Origin of the sequence: Paraglaciecola arctica BSs20135 (assembly GCF_000314995.1) — a bacterium.
Taxonomy (GTDB): Bacteria; Pseudomonadota; Gammaproteobacteria; order Enterobacterales; family Alteromonadaceae; genus Paraglaciecola; species Paraglaciecola arctica.
The window spans coordinates 310036-330722 of the sequence record NZ_BAEO01000027.1; the positions used below are offsets into that span (position 1 = coordinate 310036).

A 20687-nucleotide genomic window follows, 5' to 3' on the forward strand; every position below is an offset into this window, starting at 1 on the left:
GGAGTGTGAAAATCAATTTTACACTCCATTTATTGTTGCCCTGGAAAGTTTGTAATAGTCTTAAATTCAATTCAGTCTAAATAAGGGGATTCAAACTGTTAATCAGGTTCATTCCCTGCCTTCCATTTTATATTACAGCCTATTGAAGGGGTCTGATTTGTATCAATAGGATGATCATCAAGTAATGCATCCATCGCATGTATTAGATCGCTACCAGTCGCTCGATGTTTAGATGAGTCGTAGTTACCAGAAGATATACGAGTCGGTCGCGAGTCATCAAATTGTCCACGGTAAACTAACTGTTGTTCACCATCAAATAGATAAATGTCAGGTGTACATCTTGCTGAATAAGCTTGCGCGACTTGCTGTGTTTCATCGAGTAGGTAGGCAAAAGGATAGTGACGGGCCTGCTTTTCTTTAATCATATGTGCCATATCATCATCGGGATATTGCTCAACGTCGTTACTATTAATTGCGACAAAAGCGATGCCCTTTTTTTGATATTGCTGTGCAACCTTAGTTAACTGCGGCGCAATATGGATAACGTAAGGGCAATGGTTACAAATAAAAGCCACCACCAAGCCTTTACTATCTTTGTAGTTGTCCAAGCTTATTATATTACCTTCTGTATCAGGTAAACTAAAACTCGCTGCTTTGTGACCTAATGCCAACATTTTGGATGCCGTTACTGCCATGTTTTGTTTCCTCAAGTTAGAATTCGATACTGCTTGTCCAACAGTTTACCTGTTGCAATCGTTACGAGTTATACTTTCACTCTCATTAGTTTTTTCAAAAGTAAGTATGCAACAAGAATTAGAAATTGAAGATCTGCTAAAAGGCACAGGCAAAGCGGCCGAACGAGGAGCGTTGATCACCGCTCATTATGTGGGTTGGCTTGAAGACGGAACAGAGTTTGACTCGTCTTATAAAAAGAATGCGCCCTTTCAAACAGTCCTTAGTAACAAACGTGTTATTCAAGGCTGGATATTAGGCCTAAAGGATATGCAAGTGGGCGGGAAGCGACGTTTACGAGTACCGGCACATTTAGGCTATGGAGAACGCCAAATTGGCACTATGATCCCGCCCAACTCTAACTTAATCTTCGAAATTGAATTATTAGAAGTACTGACTAGAGATTAAAGTAATCTGAAATCATTTATTTGCATGAAACGGATTGTCAGATCTCTGAACTAACAGCCACTAGTGGTTATTCTATAAAAAGTAGGTTCAGTTGTATTTGCTGCGTCAACATTATAAAGCAAATTGCAGTTATCAAAAGTTGCGTAACCCTTGGGGACTATATACATGGATTTCCCACCCGGAATATCAAATACGCCCCAATCTGCGGTAATCGAATCGTTTGCGTTAGCCATTACTTCGTAAGTACCTTCAAGCGCCAAAATGACATTGGCAGCTAAAGGGGTAATGTTCCCTAAAGTCGTACTGATTGTAGCTCCGTTAGTGGTTATAGCGCCAGATTCAACCTTTACTTGACCTGCTATCACTGCTTTAGCATAAATAAGGGAATTGGCTGACTTTAATGCTCCTTGCACGGCAGTTAACTCGGCAATAATGGCATCACCTTTTATGTCTATGAACCGAGGAGCGGCTACCACAGCCAGAATACCTAAGATAACTATGACTATAATTAACTCAATTAGCGTAAAACCACTTTGTACATCTTTATGCATACGAATCTTTTTCTTTATTAACATAGCTAGGTATAAGACCACTAAAATACATTATAAACAAGTATTTAGCTGTTTTTGTGGCAGGTGCCATAGGTTTATATGCAGGCAAATATCTAATGTAAATTCGGTTGTTAGTAAAGAGAACCGCAGCTTACTATTTCTCATAGTAAAACTACCTAAAAGGGGATTACTTAACCTGAACTCTGATTAAGACGTGCCGCTTTCCTTACAACAATTGTAATAATAACAGTGCTGGACGGTATGGCTTATCCAGAGCTCAGGTTACTAGGTCATTACCCCATTCACAATAGGTTCAAAGGCAGTCAGGCTGTCCCTCAATACCGAGCTTCCCAAGCCGTTTTGTGGGAAAAAACTAGCAAAATTTCCTTGTTCACCATGTAGCGCCATATAATTTAAAATCACTGTTTCTACCAACAAGTTAACGTTGTTAGCGGCTGGTGTGGCAGCGGTTTCCACTGATGCGTCGCTGCGCATATAGCCAATTTGTTGATGTTGGGCTTGTGAATCAGCCGTTGCGCCGATTAATTGTGGCGTGCCGCCAGGGTTGTAGACTAAAAAGAATGATGCTGCGGTAGATGAGTTATCACCTGTCCATACGCCTTTTCCGCGGCCATTCACTGAATCGTCGATCATACCGTTACTGGCCACCGAGCCGTCACTGCACACGTACATCATAAGCGGAACGCCCACACGTGCTGCATATTCCAAACAAGCACCCATGCAGCGGCCTGCCCGTAAATCTCGTACTTCACCTGTTGACCTGTCTCCGGTATGGTAATCAAAGCCACCCATAGTGATAGTGCCTGCCCCTGCAAAACCGTTGATCACTAGTTTCATAGTAGAAGCGGTTTTTCTAAACTCACTGTCGTTGTCGAATTCTTCTTGGGTGAAAATGCCATTTTCTCCAACTATGTCGGTATCCAGCTCAGGATTAAGAGAAGAGGGATCCCCAAATCTATCAGTGATGTCGGCACTTTTTACATAGCCACAATTCACCAAGTCTTTTAATACGTCATCTGTGGTGATTTGGGTATTTACCTTGCCTAATTTCATGGCACTGATCCGTTGAATCGATTCCATTACCGCAACTGAGTCTTGCTGGCTTAATAAACCCACTAAATCCCCGGTGTCTACTAAGCCCGTAACATCAGAAGGTCGGTCTATTTTAGTGGGCCGTTTAGAAGCGTCTATCATGGCTGCAGGTGACATAGAGTTACCACCCGAGTCTGAATTGCGGGAACCAATTAAGGTTAACAATGAGCCATCAGAGCCAACTTTATTAATACCATACATAGGGTTGTGAGGGTTATTACCAGTATCATTTTCAGAGCGGGCAGGGATAACAGCACCGTTAATGTTGGCGCGGTTAGTCACACTTAATTTGTCTTGAATGCCTCGCAAAAAAGCACTGTCAGAGTGAAAGGCTAAGCCTAATTCGGTATTAATAAAATCACTGAGGCCGCTAACGGGATTCGCAATGGAAGGTACGGTATCTCCCGGTAAACCAAGTTTGCTATAACCCGCAGTACTGAGAAAATCTAATTGTCCACCTCGACCACCCACTAATACATTTGACCCTGAAATATTTGCACCACCTGCTAAATCAAACACAATAAAGGGTATTTTTCCGGCACCTTGAGTGGCAATGCCACAACTGCTTTTTAGTGCTTCTAAATCAGCAGATAAAGTGGCATGTGCTGTACCTGGATTGGCAAACAAACTTAACACTGAACCGCTGAGTACAGTGCCCATACCAGCCATAAAACCTTGAGCAATAAAATCGCGGCGAGTCACTGGTTTGGCATGGCAAGCATGATAAAGAGGGTCGTTCAAGCCGATTGGATTTTTGTTTTTCATTTGTTACCTCTCATACTGCAAAAAATTTTCACCACAGAGGTCACTGAGAACACAGAGGTAAAGATAACAACTGGTTCTTTTCTCTGTGAGCGAAGCACTCTGTGTTCTCTGTGGTGGATCATATCTTTTACTCAACACTTAACACTTATTGCATGGTTATAGCCGCGCTGCCTAAGGCTCCGGCGCACACTGCTTTGACGACTGTTTTGGTATAGTTGGCATCACACACTTTGTCGCCACTGCAATCCGTTAGGCGGGTAATTAAGTTGTTTAATTCATTGATAACATCGTTGTTATTGGGTTGGTCACTCAGACCAGTACCTAACATCTTGGTTGTTAATGGGGTTAACACTAAGTTTCTGGCTTGAGTCGTAAATGCCGATGAAGCATTTTGACTAAAATCAAAGCCCGTAAAATAGTTATCTCTTAAGCTTTTGGTTTCGACTAGTTGGTCACAATATTTTATCGCCATTTGGGTCACAGCCATCTGATTGGAGGCTAGAAAACCGCCCATATTAGTCACTGAAGGTAGTTGTTGTTTCAATTTTTCAAAGGTAGCTTTAACTGCCGAGTTATTTATAGGCACAGTTGTTACTGCTGACATGCTGGCATTTATTTCGGCAAAGTTACGTATACCAATTTGGGCTTGTGCCTCTAGGTCTGGACTGGCGGCCGGGGCTGGGGGATCAGCTTCGATGACAACGTTAGTTTGCTCGGCCAGAACTTCAAAAGTAAGGAAAAATTCATCTAACTCTGCGCCTTTCTCAATAGGGATAATAGTGCCTAAGGTCGATAATATTTGTCCTTGGCCTGCTATATAATTGTTTTGCCTCAACTGTGTATCGAGGTTTTGGTACACCTGACCTACAGTGGCTTCACGGCCATTAATGCCAATCCGCATGCCTTGTAATGGGATGTCAGGAATACTAGCACTAGTATCTAAAGTGATAAAAAATGGTTCGCTAAATAAGTAGCTGTAACTATCAAATTGGCTGACTTCTAACACCACATAACTTTGTGGAACCTTAGTGACTTCGCTCACTTCAAACAACAAGAAGAATTTTTGGCCAATGCCAACATCAAAGTTTTGTATGACTTGTTCAGTACTTAATACACGGTTATGGATAGCGACCATTCTTATGGAGCCCGCCCAAGGAATATCTCCCGATACTTCATTGCCTAATACAAAGGCATAACTGTCATTCCAGTCGGCAAAATTACCTACTTCGGTGTTATCTGTATCTCCTGTAAATCGGCCGTTAACAAATATCCGTCTGCCATTCACCGAGTCATAGTTAACTACCACATGTTGTAAACTGGCCTGTAATATTTCTGCTGCATCAGCTGTAGACAGTGCAGGCTGGCCGTTTAAATTGGTTTTATCGGTGCGTAATAGGTAGTCGTAGTTATACAAGGTTTGGCCTAAGGTGAAATTGCGAGTGTCGGCACCGCCAGAATAACTGATAATTCTGGCTGGACCTTCTTGGGTGACATTGGCCGGTACTACCCATGCCTCAATGGCAAATTCGCCCGTTGCTGTAATCAAGTTATGTAATTTTTTACTGCTAGTGGTTGAACCCTGAGCTTTTCCGTTAGTTAACTGAATGCCCCAACCACCTACCCAGCTCGCATCGCCATTGAGAGTGAGGTTGATAGCCGGTTCAACACCGCTGGTATCAAAAGCGGTGGTGCCTGAGCCGGTTTTAAATTCCCATTTGGCAATCACATCATTTTCATAACGCCCGCCACCTGTAGCTAGTGTGCCATCAAAAAGAGTTAAGGCTTTACTGTAGACAACCTTTTCATCTAACTCGGTTATATCAATGCCATCGGCCATGTTTTGGATTGCGCTGATAAGAGCATTAGCATTACTAGTGCAATCAGTCCAACAATTGTGAAATTCGTCTCGTACTCTGCCCACAAAACGCGAATTGGCAGGAGTATCGAGGTTGATCCTAGCCTTTGATGCATCATAAGCTTCGTCAATATCGCTGGACGCAAAATAGGGGGAAATAGGAATAGTGGCAGAGTTGGTATGACAATTTGCACAGTAGGTTTCTAATAACGGATAAACAGTGTCAGCAAAAAGCCCAGTATCTACCGGGAAGTTTTTATTGGCACCTGGGTCTTTTGCTACAGGTGCTTCTAGCTGTATTTCCGTAGCTGTACTTTCAGTGGCTGCCCAGTTGTTGATCCATGTTGTCATTATGTCGGCGCAAGCTGAGTCGCTGGTTAACCAACAATTGTGTCCCTCCGCTATTTTTGTCACTAAGGTAGAATCTTCAGGTGAGCTGAAGTTTACCAATAGACTTGCTTCGTTGTAAGCCAAGTTAATATCATCATTACGAGCAAATGCAGGTGACTGGTTATCTTGTACATGGCAGGCACCACAACGTTGTTGTGAACTAATATTGTCCCATAACTCAATTTTAAATTGAGTCACGTCTGGCGTTGCGGCAACAGGGCCAGAATAAGTAACAGGAGTATTTTCTTGTGGCGCTGGAGCAGGTGTTTGTACCACATCAACCGAACCCCCACCACAAGCAGACATTAGCGAAATACTTAATATTAACCCTAATCCTGTGAGCGCTTTGTTGCGGCAGGTTGCTGTTAAAGAGAGCATGTTAGTCACCATTGTTATTCCCCCTTACAGTAGTCAGCGGAATCGGCAAACACTTGTTTGATGTTGTAACCTGTGCTGGTAAAAGTGTTGGTCATGCTAGTGATTTTTGTCCTGTCTGCCGAGTCTTGAGGCGAGCGTAAGCAGATGTTTTTAAACACTTTTGTGACCTGGCAACTAGCAAATTTTTGACTGTTGGCTAGTTCTTGTCCCATAGATTTAGCGCCACTACCGTTATCAGGCAAAGACTCATCCCAACCAAGGTTTTTATTTAATCCATGGCGCCAGTAATTACTCCAATTGTCATTGTTAGTGATAAAACCATAAGGGAAGTTGTTGCCGTTGATAAGATATTTACCTTGTACTTGGATGCCAGTATCGGGATCTGTTGCGCCAGCTTGGTTGTATTGTAATGAGCCTTGTTCACCTTCGGGATCGCTATTAACATTGTACTCGTAGTTATAATAAGCAAATGCCTGAGCCAGTGGATCCATACCTGAGTGACAACCCACACAAGAATTATTAAATATGCGACTATCGCCACCCGGGCTACGACTCACGTCTTGGCGAATGCGATCTGGACTGCGACTAGTATCTTTTAAACCTTCCAAGTCAGTGCACATGTGATTGATTAAAGTAAAACGAAACATGGCGCGATTGGTGCCGTCTTTAAAAAATGCTTTAGCGGCAGCGCGAGTGGTTATTACGCCCGCCGTTGCTTCTGTAGGCAAACCTGTCAAAGCTGATTGGGTCGTAGCTTTAAGCACATCTTTTAAATCAGCACTTTGGTCGTCCAATGCCTGATAGTGGGCATTGTTAGTGATGGAATATGCAGGTACACCAGAACTTGCATCAGCAATGTATAAAATATCGCCGAAGAGTATTTGCCTAAAATCTATTTCATCTCGAGTAATGCCAATGACAGTAGCCGTATAGTCATTCAAAGGTGCAAATACATCAGCGTTTTCGTTTGTCCAAGGTGTGATCCAATTTTTTAAAGTCACCGAATAAAAGGCTGGATCGTCCATTGCTATATCTGCAGCCCCGCGGACATTACCTGCACTGATAAGACTTTCCATTTGTTCCAACACTTGGTTACTTGGTGGCACACCTGTTAGTCGATCATGTATACGTTTGGCTTGTTCTCTTGTTCCAGCGTAAGAATGCGTAAGAGTAAATAAAACTACGACAAATAGTGCGCAACTGATAGCGACTTTATTTCTGCCAATTTGCCTGACTGGATGTTTCAAATTGGAACTCCTCTTACCGCTAATAACGATTTGTTTGGCTTATTATGGGTTGTAGTCAATAAATCCATTTGTGACAATACAATTAATGCAAGTTAGGTTTGGGAAATTATACCTAAAAAGCCTAGTTGAGTTAAAAAGTAAATTCTCGGAAAATAATTCTACCAAAATTGGCTAGATGTCTCTTAAGTCTCTAACGAGGAGAGCACGAATTGCGCCATTTAGTTTAATGTTTTGAATTGCTTGGAGTTTATGAAATGTAATCTAAATTAAAGGGCAGTACTTTAGTCGAAACGTTACTAATACCCGACTGTTTGTAAAAATAAAGATACTTAGTTTTACTTTAATAATCTTAGTTGGTTAGGTTAACTGTATATTTATCAATTGATTAGGTGTGTTTTGTTAGGTATTGTTAAATGTCTTTAATATCATACACCTTCTGCGGCGTTAAATTTCAGTAAAATTATTTTGAATAAAAGCTAAACTAAAATGGCATTGTTTTCGTGGAATATAACCTGAACTCGGGTTAGATAACTTAAGGTATTGAATAATATTCCTAATAATAAAACCATAAATTGTCCCGCAACGTCGTTAATGCAAGTATCTATCGTCTATTAATAGGCAAAAAGTAGCTGCCTATAGACAGTTTTTGCCTTCAACATAAACTGGTAGTCTAGTAGCGTTTTATTAACCATAGCGAAAACACCTTGAATCAGTGGTCATTATTAGGACTTATCCATTTTAGCCTGTCACGCGCAGTCGCTTTTTTACTGTGTGTTTATCTTATAGGGTGCGGTGGCGATCAAATATTGACTACAGAGCAAAAAACCGACCCTGTGGTTGTCGATGTGCCTATAGCATATATTAAACGGCCCGCTCCATTAGATGAAGATTCAGCTTTGCTTGCTCAAGATTTACGGGTTCCTAATGATTTTTTCCCCGGTGCGCAATTATTTATCAAACCAAGGGCTTCGGTCAGCGCCATTGAGAAAAATATTTCAGATCGCGCATTTTTCTCCGAACAAGAAATTTTGGCTGCAACAGAAACTTCACCTTTAGCTGGTTACGATGTAAAAGATTTATTTGTGTCCTATGACGGCACCCGTTTGTTGTTTGCTATGCGTGCACCAGAAATCGAAGATGCCGATGACGACGAACAACCCAGTTGGAATATTTGGCAGTATGACTTAACCGAAGATGTTCTGAGCCGTGTTATCACATCAGACTTAGATGCCGAATTTGGCCAGGATACCTCACCCGCTTACTTACCTGATGGACGCATTGTATTTAGTTCTACCAGACAACAGGCTAATCAAGCTCTTTTATTAGACGAGGGTAAACCTCAATATCAAGCCCTAGATGAAAATCGCGATCAAATAGCCTCTGTGTTACATGTAATGGATGGTGATGGTAGCGACATTCAACAAATATCCTTTAATCAGAGTCACGATCTTGATCCTATGGTACTCAGTAGCGGCAAAATTTTGTTTAGCCGCTGGGATAACGCGGCAAACAACAATAGTATTAACATCTATCAAATGAATGCTGACGGCAGTGGCTTAGAAATTGTGTATGGTCGTCATAGTCATAATAGTGAACTCACTGATGAAGCCTTGCAATTTACACAATTGGCCGAGCAGCCAAGTGGTCAGTTATTGGCCGCCCTTAGACCTTTAGATAGTAATAACTGGGGTGGGGAATACGTCAATATTGATATCGCCAATTATATTGACAATACTATGCCAATTGCGTCGCAAATTGGATTAACAGGGCCAGCGCAAGTGTCAGCTGTATTCGATAACGTTGTCATCGACGGCAGTATTTCACCCGGCGGTGTTTTCTCAGCCGTTTATCCACTTTGGGATGGCAGCGAAAGGATGCTGTTTAGCTGGAGCCAATGCCGCATATACGATCCCGAACAAGTTTTAGTTGAGGGCGAAGTTCGTACTATTTTACCTTGTGATGATGAATTGATAACAGATCCACAGACAGAAGCCGCCCCGCTGCTATTCGGATTGTGGATGTTTGATCCGATTGAAAATACTCAGTTGGTCATAAATGTTCCTGAGGAAGGCCAGTTTTATACCGATATTGTGGCCATGCAGGCCCGCGCTTTCCCAGCCGATGCTCAACAATCTGAAGAATTCGATCAAGACTTAGCAAACAATGGCTTAGGCCGAGTACACATTAAAAGTGTATATGACTTTGCAGGAATTGACGTTACAGAACAAGGCATCGCAATACTGGCCGATCCAACTCAAACGCCTATTGACGACAGACCTGCGCGATTTTTACGATTAGTCAAAGCCGTATCCATTCCAACAGAAGAGGTACAGGATTTTGTGAATTCTGCTTTTGGACGCAGCAGTAATCAGTTGATGCGTGAAATTATTGGATATGTGCCTGTTGAGCCAGATGGTTCAGTATTATTTGATGTGCCCGCGAATGTACCTTTAGCATTTAGTGTGCTCGATAAAAATGGTAAACGTGTCAGCGAAAGACATCAAAACTGGTTGCAGTTAGTGCCCGGAGAAGTGCGCACTTGCAATGGTTGTCATAGTCGAGATAGCGAAACACCTCATGGTCGAGCAGATGCCGAAGTCGACAGTATTAACTTAGGCGCAGCCAATACTGGTAGCCCGTTTCCTAATACCAATCCAGCCTTATTTGCTGATTTAGGTGATACCATGGCACAAACATCAGGCAGAATTAACGGCATCAACTATCCTACTGCAGATATTTATTTTGAAGATATCTGGACAGATCCTGCTAAGCAAACCCAAGCAGTTAGTTTTGTATACAGTTATGCTGACTTACAATCCCCGCTGCCTATTACTGTAGCCTGCGCTGTTAATTGGACAAACTTGTGCCGTATCCAAATTCATTTTACCGAGCATATTCAACCCATTTTGTCATTAAACAGACAAAAGTTTGCTGAAAACGGCGTGACACTACTTGAAGATCAAAGTTGTTTAACTTGCCATACGCCTGAAGGCGAAGACGGTTTAGCACAGGTACCTGCTGCTCAGTTAGACTTGCGTGCAACCCCATCAACAGACAATGCCGATTTTCTAACCAGTTATCGAGAACTAATGTTTACCGATAATGAACAAGAGTTAGTCGAGGGGGCATTGCTCGATCGTTTGGTGATTGTTACCGATGAAAATGGCGATATTGTGTTCGAACTTGATGAGGAAGGCGAGTTGATACTGGACGGTGAAGGTAATGCAATAGCTGTGACTCAAACAGTGAGCGTAGCAAACAGCATGTCTGTAAATGGTGCCCGATCTAGTGGCCGGTTTTTTAACATTTTTAATAGTGGTGGTGCACATCAAGGTTGGCTAACTCCAGCCGAGTTAAAACTGTTATCTGAATGGTTAGATATTGGTGGCCAATATTACAATAATCCTTTTGTGGCACCACTAAACTGATGTTATTGAGATCCATACAAAAATATTTTAATTTCGTTAAGTCTGGCTTAGGCATTTGGCTAACGTTGCTATTTATAACCAATCCGGCTTTAGCCGATGAAATTGTGCAAGTGCAGATTACGCAGCCTTATATCGAATTACATTCTGGGCCTGCTGGTGGTTTTCCTGTTATCCATGTCGCGGCAAAAAAAGAATGGATCACTGTATTAAAGCGCAGAACCAACTGGTTCAAAGTCGAAACAAATAAAGGTGTGCAAGGTTGGGTCAAACAAGAGGCATTACACTTGACTCAAAGCAGTACTGGAGAGGCTGTTAAATTAGCCGACGGCTCATTTGAGTCATTTGCTCAACGTGATTTTGAATTTGGCGCTTTAGGCGGTTCCTTCGAAGGTGTGCCTTCTATGACAGTCTTTGCGGATTGGGTGGCAACTGCAAACTTAATCGCTGGGATTAGTGTGACTCAAGCCTTGGGTAATTTATCTGAAAATCAATTCTTTTTAGTGCGTGTGCAACATACAGCCTTTCCCGAATGGCGCCTGTCACCCTATGTCACCTTAGGTGCAGGAAAAATTCGCACCAAACCTAGAGCCAACTTAGTGCAAAGTGGTGATGAAACTCGCACCAGTGACTTGTTGGCTGCAGGTTTAGGCTTACGTTATTACATTGCACAAAATTTTATGCTCAAGCTTGAGTATCAACATCTTCAAGCTTTAACCGATAGAGACGAAAACGAGGATTTAGAACAATGGAAATTGGGATTCGCAGTTTTTTTCTAGGGCTAGTATGCACACTGCTCAGTTTTTCTTTGTTTGCGCAGCTAAGCGAACAAGAAAGCGAACAAGAAACTGAACAAAGTGTTATCCAGCCTAGTGTAGAACGCCGAGATATTAACGAAGCCAATATAGATTCAGAAAATTTTGAATTTGGCATGTTAGTAGGAGTGATCAGTATTGAGGATTTTTCATCTAGTATGGTTTTGGGAGTCCGTGCGGCTTATCACATCAATGAAGACTTTTTTGTCGAAGCCACTTACGGCCAGGCTGAAGCGGGAGAAACCAGTTTTGAAGTGCTTAGTGGTGGTGCTCCATTTTTAACTGAAGCGGAACGCGATTATCGTTATTACAATGTGTCCTTGGGTTATAACCTTAATGGCGAAACTTTTTTCAGCGATCGTTGGGTGTTTAACTCTGCCACTTATATCACCTTAGGTGCAGGTAGTACTGAGTTTGGTGGCGATGAAAGATTTACCTTGAGCTTAGGTGCGGGTTATCGACTGTTGCTGACTGACTTTTTTGCTTTGCACATTAATATGAAAGATCACCTGTTTAATTCTGAGCTGATTGGTGAGGAAAAAACCACTCATAATATTGAATATGGCTTGGGTGCCACCTTCTTCTTTTAGTCCGTTGTTTACTTATTGAGATATTATTTTATGCCGTTACTTATTAAAAACCAGCAATATAAAACCAATACAAATTTTTACCATGTTATAGGCTTGGCGATTGTTTGCATTGCTGTTTTGTTCACATCTCTTCAAAGCTTTGCTGCAGATAGTAAAGGTCCAGCACCAGACTTTACTTTGCCCAGTAAAAATGGCGGCAATGTGCGTTTGCAAGAACAACTAGGTAATGTGGTTTTGATTAATTTTTGGGCTTCTTGGTGTGCTCCGTGTCGTGAAGAACTGCCTTACTTGGAAGCGTTGCAACAGGAATATGCGGATTTGGGTTTTACCATCTTAGCGGTCAATGTGGACGACGACTCATCTAAAGCTGACATATTGCTAAACGATATCCCTGTTTCTTTCCCAGTGTTATTTGATGTGAATGACGATGTCAGCAAGTTATATCAAGTGAACGCTATGCCAACCACAGTGATTGTTGACCGAGATGGTAACCAACGTTTGTTGCACCAGGGTTATAAAAGTGGCGATGAAGTGCAATACAAACAAGCTGTTAAAGCGTTACTTCGGGAGTAGGCTGTGAAGGTAAATCAATCAAACTCATTGCTCTCGCTCATTGCCATCATGGTATTGGGTTTAGCCAGTGGCTGTAGTAGTACATTTGAGCCTTGGGTCAAACCCTATGAACGAGATAATTTGGCTGACCCTATCATGAGTATGAATCGTAATCCTGTGTCCTTGTCTTATACCCATCACGCTTATCAAGCACGTGAAGGAGCAAGAGGTGCCGAAGGTGGTGCTGGAGGCGGTTGTGGCTGTAATTAGGCGTAAAATGACGAGTCCAAGTGGCACAGTGAGAAAGCTGCTATCGCGACTAATATTTGCCTGCATTATTCTTGGGGTGCTGGCTTGGCAGGCTTTTGCTGCGGTGTTACCACAAGATCGCTCTGATGCTATGTATCACTCCTATCAAGGTGGAGGTATGTCGATCGACGGACCTTCAATTTTATTACGGAAAAAAATTGGCAATCATGTTTCTTTTTCAGCAAATTATTATGTTGATACTATTTCTGGTGCATCGATAGACGTTTTAGCGACTGCCAGTCCTTATGAAGAAGAGCGCACTGAAAATAGTATTGGCGTTGATTACCTTCACAATAAAACCCTGATGAGTTTGAACTACACCACTAGTTCAGAAAACGACTTTGAAGCAGAGTCGTTTCATTTTGGCGTTAGCCAAGACTTTTTTGGTGATCTCACTACGCTTTCCTTAGGTTATTCCAAAGGTAATGATGAAGTAGGAAAAACCGGTGATGACACTTTTTTAGAATTAGCCGAGCGCCAAAATTATCAATTAGGGATCACTCAGGTCATTACTAAAAATATGATAATGGGCTTGAGTGTGGAGAACATCTCTGATCAAGGATATTTGAATAACCCTTATCGTTCAGTACGCTTTTTAGACGCCACTAGCGCTCGTGGTTATCGATTTGAAACAGAGGTTTACCCCAACACTCGCAGAAGTAACGCGGCCGCTGTTACAGCAAACTATTATCTGCCTTATCGTGCCTCTGTATATGGCGAAGCTAAGGTGTTTTCCGATTCGTGGGGCATACAAGCTAATACTTATAAACTCGGATATATCCATACTTTTGGTGAAGACTGGATTGTGGAATTACGGGCTCGCCATTACCAACAAGATAAAGCTGATTTTTATCAGGATTTATATAATCGAAGTGCTGAATTTAACTTCCGCGCCCGGGATAAAGAAATGAGCACTTTTAATAACTTGTCTCTAGGTTTAAGTGTGACTTATGAATTCCAATTTTCAGCAACTAATTTTTTCAAGAAAAGCACTCTCAACCTAGATTTTGATCATGTGAACTTTGACTATGATGATTTTAGGAATGTACTGGTAGATGCCTCAACCGAAGTTGTACCAGTAGGTGCTGAGCCGCTTTATCAATTTTCAGCCAATATCACACGTTTGTACGTGTCCATATTTTACTAATGTTCTTTGATTGTCTAAGGGCCATAGGAAACGTAACACCATGAGTTTATATTCTGAAAAAGCAACAAAAATCAACATTGTTCATTGGTCGAAATTTTTGTTTGTTGGCCTGTTATTAAGTATCAGTTTGATGGTGAATGCCCAGCAAGATGACCAGCCTGCTAACAGCACCGTTGCTGAACAATTACAACAACTAAGAAAAGAAGTGGTTGCCCTTAACCGTGATTTGTTTGTGCTCGAAGAGGACTTATTGTTTCCGTCTAGTACTCAAATAGTGGTGTATCTATCAATGGATGTAGGCACTTATTTTAACTTAGATGCAGTTGAGTTGCAGATTGACGACAAGGTAGTTAGCTACCATCTGTATACCGAAAAACAAATTCAAGCCTTGTTTAAAGGCGGCGTGCAAAAATTACATATTGATAATATAGGCCAAGGTGAACACCAGCTCAGTGCATTTTTTATTGGTAAAGGGCCACAAGATAGAGAATACAAAAGAGCCACCAGTCTCACATTTACTAAAACGGCTGATGCCAAATCCTTAGAATTAAGCATTATTGATTCTAGTGTTAAGCAGCAGCCCGTTTTTGAGGCGGTCGAGCTTTAATATGTTGAAGTGGTGTAGCGCATTAGGTTTATGTTTGGTTTTGCTGGTTAGCGCCAAGGCTAGCGCCCAACAGGTAAATGAACCTAATTCTGTTGCGCTCGAAAAAGCTTACCAACAAGTTTTATATGAATATTACCAGGGAAATTTTGCCTTAGCCTTAACCCAAATGGCGATTTTAGAGCAAAAATTTCCCAATGGTTTAACTCAGATCCCCGATTTTTTGAGTGCTCATCAAGTGGAGCCGGAGTTACTTAAAGGTGGGATGAGTTTAGCCTATGGATTAGATAACCAAGCTGCGGATATTTTTCTACGTTTATTAAAAAACAATACTGAACCACAAGTCACTGCTTATGCTTGGTTATTGCTAGGTAAAACCTATTATCAAAAACGCCAGTTTTCAGATGCAGCTCAAGCGTTTCAGCAAATTACACAAGACGATGCGGATGAATATTTTGAGACGTCTACCCGCGACAACTGGCTTTATATGCAATCGCAGCTTCATGGGTTTTTATTGGGGCAGGAAGCAGACGGAAATGACATCCAATGGTTAGAGCAGTTATCAGATAATTCAATTTATCGCCATTATGTGCAATACAATCAAGCGTTAGCCTTATTGCAAAAAGGGGAAAACCAGCAAGCCATTAGTCGTTTATCTACTTTAGCAAAAAATGACAATAGTTTTGTGCGCCGCTGGATGGGGTGGGGTGATCCAATATTTAGTGCCAACGATGAACAAAATATTGAAGCTGAACGTGATGCTATTCGTGATCGGGCCAACCTAACTCTAGGTTATACCTTGCTGCAAAACGATGAGCCTCATCAAGCGTTTAGAGTATTTGAAAAAATTCGCAGCGGCGGCTTAGACGCAGAAGCGGCGTTATTAGGCTACGGCTGGGCTGCGGCAAAAAAGGATGAATTACAAACTGCTTTGGCCATTTGGCAACGTTTGATGCAAATGCCACAAAATACTGAATATACCTTAGAGGCTTATCTGGCCAGCGCTTATGCCTATGAAAAAGCCTTTGCACCAAGGCAATCGCTACAACTGTTGCAACTGGGTGTTGATCGTTTTGAGCAGGCTTTATCTGACCTTAATCAAGCAGAACAACAGGTAAATCATCACCAGTTTATTTTAGACTTACTGCCAAATACAAAGTACACCCCTAAGGTTGAAGATGATGCTAGCCTGTCGCTTCACCATAAAGGTCAGCAATTTAATAGCACCCAGTTATTCAATAGTGTGACAGTCAGCACTGAGTTTAGGGCCGGGTTATCAGCCTTAGCGCAAAGTCGTGACATACAACAGCAATTGCAAAATTGGCAACAACGTATGCAGCAATACCATTTGATGTTGGATGAAAGGCAAGCTGAACGGCTCAAGCGCGCTAAACACATTTTACAAAATCGTACTTTGGAACAATTACCAGCATTACAAACCCAGCGCGAGGCACTTGCTCTAGTCGTTGATAGCGCCATACGTCAGCAAGATGGGCAAGTTTTAATGAGCCTGCAAAGTCAGCAATGGTTAGACAGAATAAAACGTTCAGAAAAACGTTTAGAGACTATTTCTAAGCTTAAAAAACAACTCGCTCAACCATCTTTGGCAGAGAGTTATCAGCGACGGATAAAAAGAGTGGCGGGCAGACTAATTTGGCAAGCGAGTGAAGCTTATTCTGCTAATCAATGGCAAGCGCAAAAAGCATTAAATCAACTCGACGCTGAAATAACCAAAACACAACAGCGTCAGCAGCAACTACATAAGCTACTGGCAGTTAACCCTGATTTTGCTGAACAAAGACTTAGAGTCAGTACGTTAGCACAGCGTATTAACGTTGATATCATCAAAAATAATGGTCTTCAAGATGCACTTATTAGTCAGTTGTCTGCCATCTTTAAGCAATTTATCCAAGCCCACAAACAAAAGGTCAATGACTATATTTTGCAGGCGCAATTAGCCATGGTCAGGTTGAGTGATCAAGCCTTGAAAAAAGACAATGACAGTTCAACAAAATTAGATGATACATCTGCAAACGATGGAGTTCAGCTATGAGATTGGGTCATTGCCTGTTGGTTTTTGTGGCTATGATGTTGCCGTTGTCTGGTTGTGGATCGTTTTCTGGTGAAAATGGCTCACAAACTGCTCAAACACCATCTATAAGCAAACAAACTCTAGGTGAGGTATATTTTGAGCCATTACCACTTGATCATACACCGCTAGATCAGCCCGAAACAAAAACTATGCGAGATGCCTATAAGGCATTGCTTGAAGTAGTTGCTGATCCCCAAACTAAACAAATAGTGCAGTATAGGTTAGCCGATCTAGAAGTCTCATTAGCTGAGCAAAGACAGGAAAACGGACTGCCTATAGACTCAGTTACAAGCAGTGCTACACAAACCGGCCAAAAGCCACAAAAATTATTTGATTTGGCCATAGTTCAATACCAACAATTGTTGCTGGATCATCCACAAAACCCCAACAATTTAGAGGTGTTATACCAACTGGCTAAGGCTTATGAACAGCAAGGTCAAATACAAGATAGTTTTGATACCTTACAGCAGTTATTGCAGCAATTCCCTGACAATGCCTACTTAGCTGAAACCCACTTTAGGGTTGGGGAAGTAGAGTTTAATCGTACTAATTATCCATTGGCTATTAGTGCCTATAGCAAGGTATTAGAGCAAGGGGAACAAAATCCTTATTACGGCACAGCTGCTTATATGTTGGGCTGGAGTTATTTTAAAAATGACCAACAAGGTGAAGCATTAAAAGCCTTTACTACCTTGCTTGATCATAAATTACCTAATGAAATTATCGCCCAGGGGATGTTGTCTCAGGTAGACAGTCAAGCTCAAATTGAGGGTTTACCCCTGGGTGAAAAACGTTTGGTTAATGATACGATCCGTATTATGAGTTTGTTGTTTTCTTATCAGGACGCTCAGCTTTCCTATCAAAATAGCCAAGAAGCCAATGCGGCTCAGAGCATCGCAGCGCATTTTACGCTGGTTGAAAATAGGCACTATGAATATGTGCTGTACGACGCATTGGCGCAACATTACCTGAATCAAGATAGGTATCGCGATAGTGCTAAAGCCTATCAAGCCTTTACTGAGATCCATGCCGACCATTTTCAGGCGCCTATTTTTGCGGTCAAACAAATTGACTCATACATCTTGGGGCAATTCCCAACTTTAGTGTTACCCGCCAAACAACGTTTTGTGACGCGTTATGGTATTACTGGAGCGTATTGGCCTAATTGGCCCATTGTTTGGCAAGAACAAGTTGCCCCTTATATAAACGAATATTTACAAGAGCTTGCACAATATGAACATAGCCGCGGGCAGATGTTAGCCAGCGCAAGTCGAAAAACCAATGTTAAGGATACGGATAAAAATCGCGCCACATCTTTAGAGTTAAAAGAACAAGCTACCCAAGCTTTATTGTTAGCCTCAAAGTGGTATCAGCAGTTTATTCTGACCTTCCCCAATGATGAGCAAACGCCTGAATTAACTTACCGTTTGGGCGAGGCTTTATTTGAATCACAACAATTTTCTGAGTCTATCAAAGCATTTGAAGATTACGCTTATGAGCACCTTCAGCCTAATACACATCTAAGTGCTGCCCATCCCAAAGCGGCAGAAGCAGCATACTCTGCTATTTTGGCTTACCAGAAAATTCAGTTGGCCGCTTCGGACTCTTTGCCACAGCAAGATAATAACCAACAAGCTAGTTGGCTAGACAAGCAGCTTGTTGCGCAAGACAATTTTGTGAATACCTTTGCCGATGATCCTAGAGCAAGTGACATTCTATATAGCAGCATGCAACAGTTATTTACTTTAAAACGTTATGAGCTTGCTATTGTCAGTGCACAACAATTGTTGGACTGGCAACCTAAAGTGCAATCTGAAAAACGTTTAGCCAGTTATTTAGTGATAGGACACAGTCAATTTGCATTGCAACAATATGCAGCTGGGGAAAGTACTTATGAGCAAGTTATACAATTGTTGCCAGATAATGATCCTCGCCGCCTTGATATACGGGATCGACTAGCTGCGAGTATATACAAGCAAGGGGAGCAGAATGTTAGTCTCAACTATTTACCCTTAGCCATTAATGATTTTTTAAGGGTGTTGGCTAAAACCCCTGAGTCTGGGATCCGCGTAAACGCACAATATGATGCTGCAACCTATTTATTACAAATGCAAGAATGGCAACAAGGTATAGATTTATTTACAGACTTTAGACGACGTTTTCCAAAAAATAAGCTGACTGAAAGTATCCAAGAACAATTGATTTTGGCCTATCAGCAGAATGAAAACTGGCAACAAGCGGCTGATGAGTTGTTAGTGTTACATCAAGCCAATCCTGAATCTGAAGAGGGCAGACAAGCCTTGTATGTAGCGGCTCAGTATTTACACAAAATTGGTAACAGACAACAGGCATTGGATGCTTATCGAACTTATGCCCATAGTTATGCCATGCCTTTTGCTGAAGCTAACCAAGCTCGCTATATTATGAGTGAATTTTACCTTGAAACTAATGAGCACAGTAAACGTCGATTTTGGTTGAATAAATTAATTCAAGCAGACAAACAAGCACAAAAGTCACCAGATATTGAACGCGACGATCGTACTCGTTATCTAGCTGCAATGGCGTCCAATGTGTTTGCTGATGACAAATTGTTTGCGTACAAAAAAATCAAACTAACCCAACCATTAAAAGCCAGCCTAGCTAAGAAAAAGGCAGCGTTAAACGCTGCGCTAGATGCTTACAATAAAACCTTGGATTATAAGGTTGAAGAGTTCACTACCTCAGCTAACTTTAGTATCGCCGATATTTATCATCAGCTTGCCAAAGATTTGATGACATCCAGTAAACCTAAAAATCTTAATGCCCTAGAGCTTGAGCAATATGATTTGCTGCTTGAAGAGCAGGCTTTTCCTTTTGAAGAAAAAGCCATCGCTATTCACGAAACCAATGCCAAACGAAGTTGGCAAGGTAGTTATGATGCTTGGATTGAAAAAAGTTTCAGCGCCTTAGAAAAACTGCTGCCCGGCAGGTATAACAAAAAAGAAAGAAGTGGGGAGATCACTGATGAAATTTACTAATGTAGTCTTCAGTGTGATGTGCATAGCTTTATTGAACAGTTGTAGTAGTTTGATTGCTGATATTGAAACAGGACCAAGCGTTTCAGAAGTCTCCCTAGAGTCGTTAACACCTCTGCAAATTGAGGTGGCGGACTTACAAGCAATGCCTAATTTATATTTAGAGCAAGCGGGTAATCGTAAGTCTACTTTATCTAGTCAGACGCGAAATCAATTTCAAGGAGCTTTAGCGTTAAAACAGCAAGGTAAGTTGGCTCAAGCCAAAGAGATACTTGTGACCTTAGCTGAAGAACACCCAGAGCTTTCAGGAATATGGTTGCAACTTGCCTTGGTAAGCAAGCAACAAAACACCGACGACATCGAACAAAAGCGTGAAGATATGCTGGAATATCTTAATAAGGCCATTGCTGCCAACCCGCTAAATTACTTAGCTCAGAATGAATTAGCCTTAGTGTTGCGTCAACAAGGGCAATTTCAGCAATCCCTAAGTCACTATGAATTAGCCTTAAAAAGTTGGCCTGCATTTGCACCTGCCTATCTTAATCGAGGCATATTATACGACTTATATATGGGTAAAAAATCTTTAGCATTGGCTGAGTATGAGCTTTATCAAGCTTTGTCTAATGATGACTCTCGGCAATTAAAAGGTTGGATCATTGATCTACAGAGGCAAATTAAAAATGCAGAATAAACGCATCAA

16 protein-coding genes are annotated in these 20687 nt (G+C 41.6%); 11 read left to right on the top strand and 5 right to left on the bottom strand.

Annotated features, from left to right (window positions below):
* Positions 1–98: 98 nt before the first annotated feature.
* Positions 99–695, bottom strand: a complete 597-nt coding sequence (locus GARC_RS10545) for a thioredoxin family protein (RefSeq protein ID WP_007619678.1) — start codon at positions 693–695, stop codon at positions 99–101.
* Positions 696–801: 106 nt separating this feature from the next.
* Here GARC_RS10545 and GARC_RS10550 point away from each other — a divergent pair, with 106 nt between their 5' ends.
* Entirely contained in the window at positions 802–1140 is a 339-nt protein-coding gene (locus tag GARC_RS10550; protein ID WP_007619680.1) for an FKBP-type peptidyl-prolyl cis-trans isomerase, read from the top strand.
* 50 nt (positions 1141–1190) lie between these two features.
* Here GARC_RS10550 and GARC_RS27635 read toward each other — a convergent pair whose 3' ends face one another.
* The 4 genes from GARC_RS27635 to GARC_RS10570 form a co-directional block, all read right to left on the bottom strand.
* Positions 1191–1691, bottom strand: a complete 501-nt coding sequence (locus GARC_RS27635) for a prepilin-type N-terminal cleavage/methylation domain-containing protein (RefSeq protein ID WP_007619682.1) — start codon at positions 1689–1691, stop codon at positions 1191–1193.
* Between the two features lie 285 nt (positions 1692–1976).
* Complete coding sequence (locus tag GARC_RS10560; protein WP_007619684.1) at positions 1977–3569, bottom strand: hypothetical protein; 1593 nt, start codon at positions 3567–3569, stop codon at positions 1977–1979.
* A gap of 145 nt (positions 3570–3714) precedes the next feature.
* A complete protein-coding gene (locus GARC_RS10565; RefSeq protein ID WP_007619686.1) occupies positions 3715–6204 on the bottom strand; it encodes a LamG domain-containing protein in 2490 nt (829 codons plus the stop codon).
* A 2-nt stretch (positions 6205–6206) separates the two neighbouring features.
* Positions 6207–7439, bottom strand: coding sequence for a hypothetical protein (locus tag GARC_RS10570; protein ID WP_007619688.1), 1233 nt, complete (start codon positions 7437–7439; stop codon positions 6207–6209).
* A gap of 806 nt (positions 7440–8245) precedes the next feature.
* Between GARC_RS10570 and GARC_RS10575 the strand changes: the two genes are divergently transcribed.
* From GARC_RS10575 to GARC_RS10620, 10 genes are read left to right on the top strand one after another with little or no spacing between them, the layout of a single operon-like run.
* Positions 8246–10867: an HzsA-related protein gene (locus tag GARC_RS10575; RefSeq protein WP_007619690.1), complete on the top strand. Its 2622-nt coding sequence runs from the start codon at positions 8246–8248 to the stop codon at positions 10865–10867.
* A complete protein-coding gene (locus tag GARC_RS10580) occupies positions 10867–11643 on the top strand; it encodes an SH3 domain-containing protein (protein ID WP_007619692.1) in 777 nt (258 codons plus the stop codon). The genes GARC_RS10575 and GARC_RS10580 overlap by 1 nt, the downstream gene beginning before the upstream one ends.
* Positions 11613–12269 carry an outer membrane beta-barrel domain-containing protein gene (locus tag GARC_RS10585; protein ID WP_007619694.1) on the top strand — a complete coding sequence of 219 codons (657 nt, stop codon included), beginning with the start codon at positions 11613–11615 and terminating at the stop codon, positions 12267–12269. The genes GARC_RS10580 and GARC_RS10585 overlap by 31 nt, the downstream gene beginning before the upstream one ends.
* Positions 12270–12299: 30 nt before the next feature.
* A complete protein-coding gene (locus GARC_RS10590; RefSeq protein ID WP_007619696.1) occupies positions 12300–12842 on the top strand; it encodes a TlpA family protein disulfide reductase in 543 nt (180 codons plus the stop codon).
* A gap of 3 nt (positions 12843–12845) precedes the next feature.
* The gene (locus GARC_RS10595; protein ID WP_007619697.1) at positions 12846–13091 is read left to right on the top strand and encodes a DUF4266 domain-containing protein; all 246 of its coding nucleotides are present in this window, start codon (positions 12846–12848) and stop codon (positions 13089–13091) included.
* A gap of 7 nt (positions 13092–13098) precedes the next feature.
* Positions 13099–14277, top strand: a complete 1179-nt coding sequence (locus GARC_RS10600; protein WP_007619698.1) for a DUF3570 domain-containing protein — start codon at positions 13099–13101, stop codon at positions 14275–14277.
* A 40-nt stretch (positions 14278–14317) separates the two neighbouring features.
* A complete protein-coding gene (locus GARC_RS10605; RefSeq protein ID WP_007619699.1) occupies positions 14318–14884 on the top strand; it encodes a hypothetical protein in 567 nt (188 codons plus the stop codon).
* Between the two features lies 1 nt (position 14885).
* A complete protein-coding gene (locus GARC_RS10610; RefSeq protein WP_007619718.1) occupies positions 14886–16934 on the top strand; it encodes a tetratricopeptide repeat protein in 2049 nt (682 codons plus the stop codon).
* The gene (locus GARC_RS10615; RefSeq protein ID WP_007619720.1) at positions 16931–19990 is read left to right on the top strand and encodes a tetratricopeptide repeat protein; all 3060 of its coding nucleotides are present in this window, start codon (positions 16931–16933) and stop codon (positions 19988–19990) included. The genes GARC_RS10610 and GARC_RS10615 overlap by 4 nt, the downstream gene beginning before the upstream one ends.
* Entirely contained in the window at positions 19977–20678 is a 702-nt protein-coding gene (locus tag GARC_RS10620) for a tetratricopeptide repeat protein (protein WP_007619722.1), read from the top strand. Before GARC_RS10615 ends, GARC_RS10620 begins: the two co-directional genes overlap by 14 nt.
* Positions 20679–20687: the final 9 nt, after the last annotated feature.

What these genes read in the sequence shown, in the direction of transcription:
- GARC_RS10585 (WP_007619694.1), top strand. Translation starts at nt 11,613, where the DNA reads ATGGAAATTGGGATTCGCAGTTTTTTTCTAGGGCTAGTATGCACACTG.
- GARC_RS10610 (WP_007619718.1), top strand. Translation starts at nt 14,886, where the DNA reads ATGTTGAAGTGGTGTAGCGCATTAGGTTTATGTTTGGTTTTGCTGGTT.
- GARC_RS10590 (WP_007619696.1), top strand. Translation starts at nt 12,300, where the DNA reads ATGCCGTTACTTATTAAAAACCAGCAATATAAAACCAATACAAATTTT.
- GARC_RS10545 (WP_007619678.1), bottom strand. Translation starts at nt 695, where the DNA reads ATGGCAGTAACGGCATCCAAAATGTTGGCATTAGGTCACAAAGCAGCG.
- GARC_RS10550 (WP_007619680.1), top strand. Translation starts at nt 802, where the DNA reads ATGCAACAAGAATTAGAAATTGAAGATCTGCTAAAAGGCACAGGCAAA.
- GARC_RS10565 (WP_007619686.1), bottom strand. Translation starts at nt 6,204, where the DNA reads ATGGTGACTAACATGCTCTCTTTAACAGCAACCTGCCGCAACAAAGCG.
- GARC_RS10580 (WP_007619692.1), top strand. Translation starts at nt 10,867, where the DNA reads ATGTTATTGAGATCCATACAAAAATATTTTAATTTCGTTAAGTCTGGC.
- GARC_RS27635 (WP_007619682.1), bottom strand. Translation starts at nt 1,691, where the DNA reads ATGCATAAAGATGTACAAAGTGGTTTTACGCTAATTGAGTTAATTATA.
- GARC_RS10600 (WP_007619698.1), top strand. Translation starts at nt 13,099, where the DNA reads ATGACGAGTCCAAGTGGCACAGTGAGAAAGCTGCTATCGCGACTAATA.
- GARC_RS10615 (WP_007619720.1), top strand. Translation starts at nt 16,931, where the DNA reads ATGAGATTGGGTCATTGCCTGTTGGTTTTTGTGGCTATGATGTTGCCG.
- GARC_RS10620 (WP_007619722.1), top strand. Translation starts at nt 19,977, where the DNA reads ATGAAATTTACTAATGTAGTCTTCAGTGTGATGTGCATAGCTTTATTG.
- GARC_RS10560 (WP_007619684.1), bottom strand. Translation starts at nt 3,569, where the DNA reads ATGAAAAACAAAAATCCAATCGGCTTGAACGACCCTCTTTATCATGCT.
- GARC_RS10605 (WP_007619699.1), top strand. Translation starts at nt 14,318, where the DNA reads ATGAGTTTATATTCTGAAAAAGCAACAAAAATCAACATTGTTCATTGG.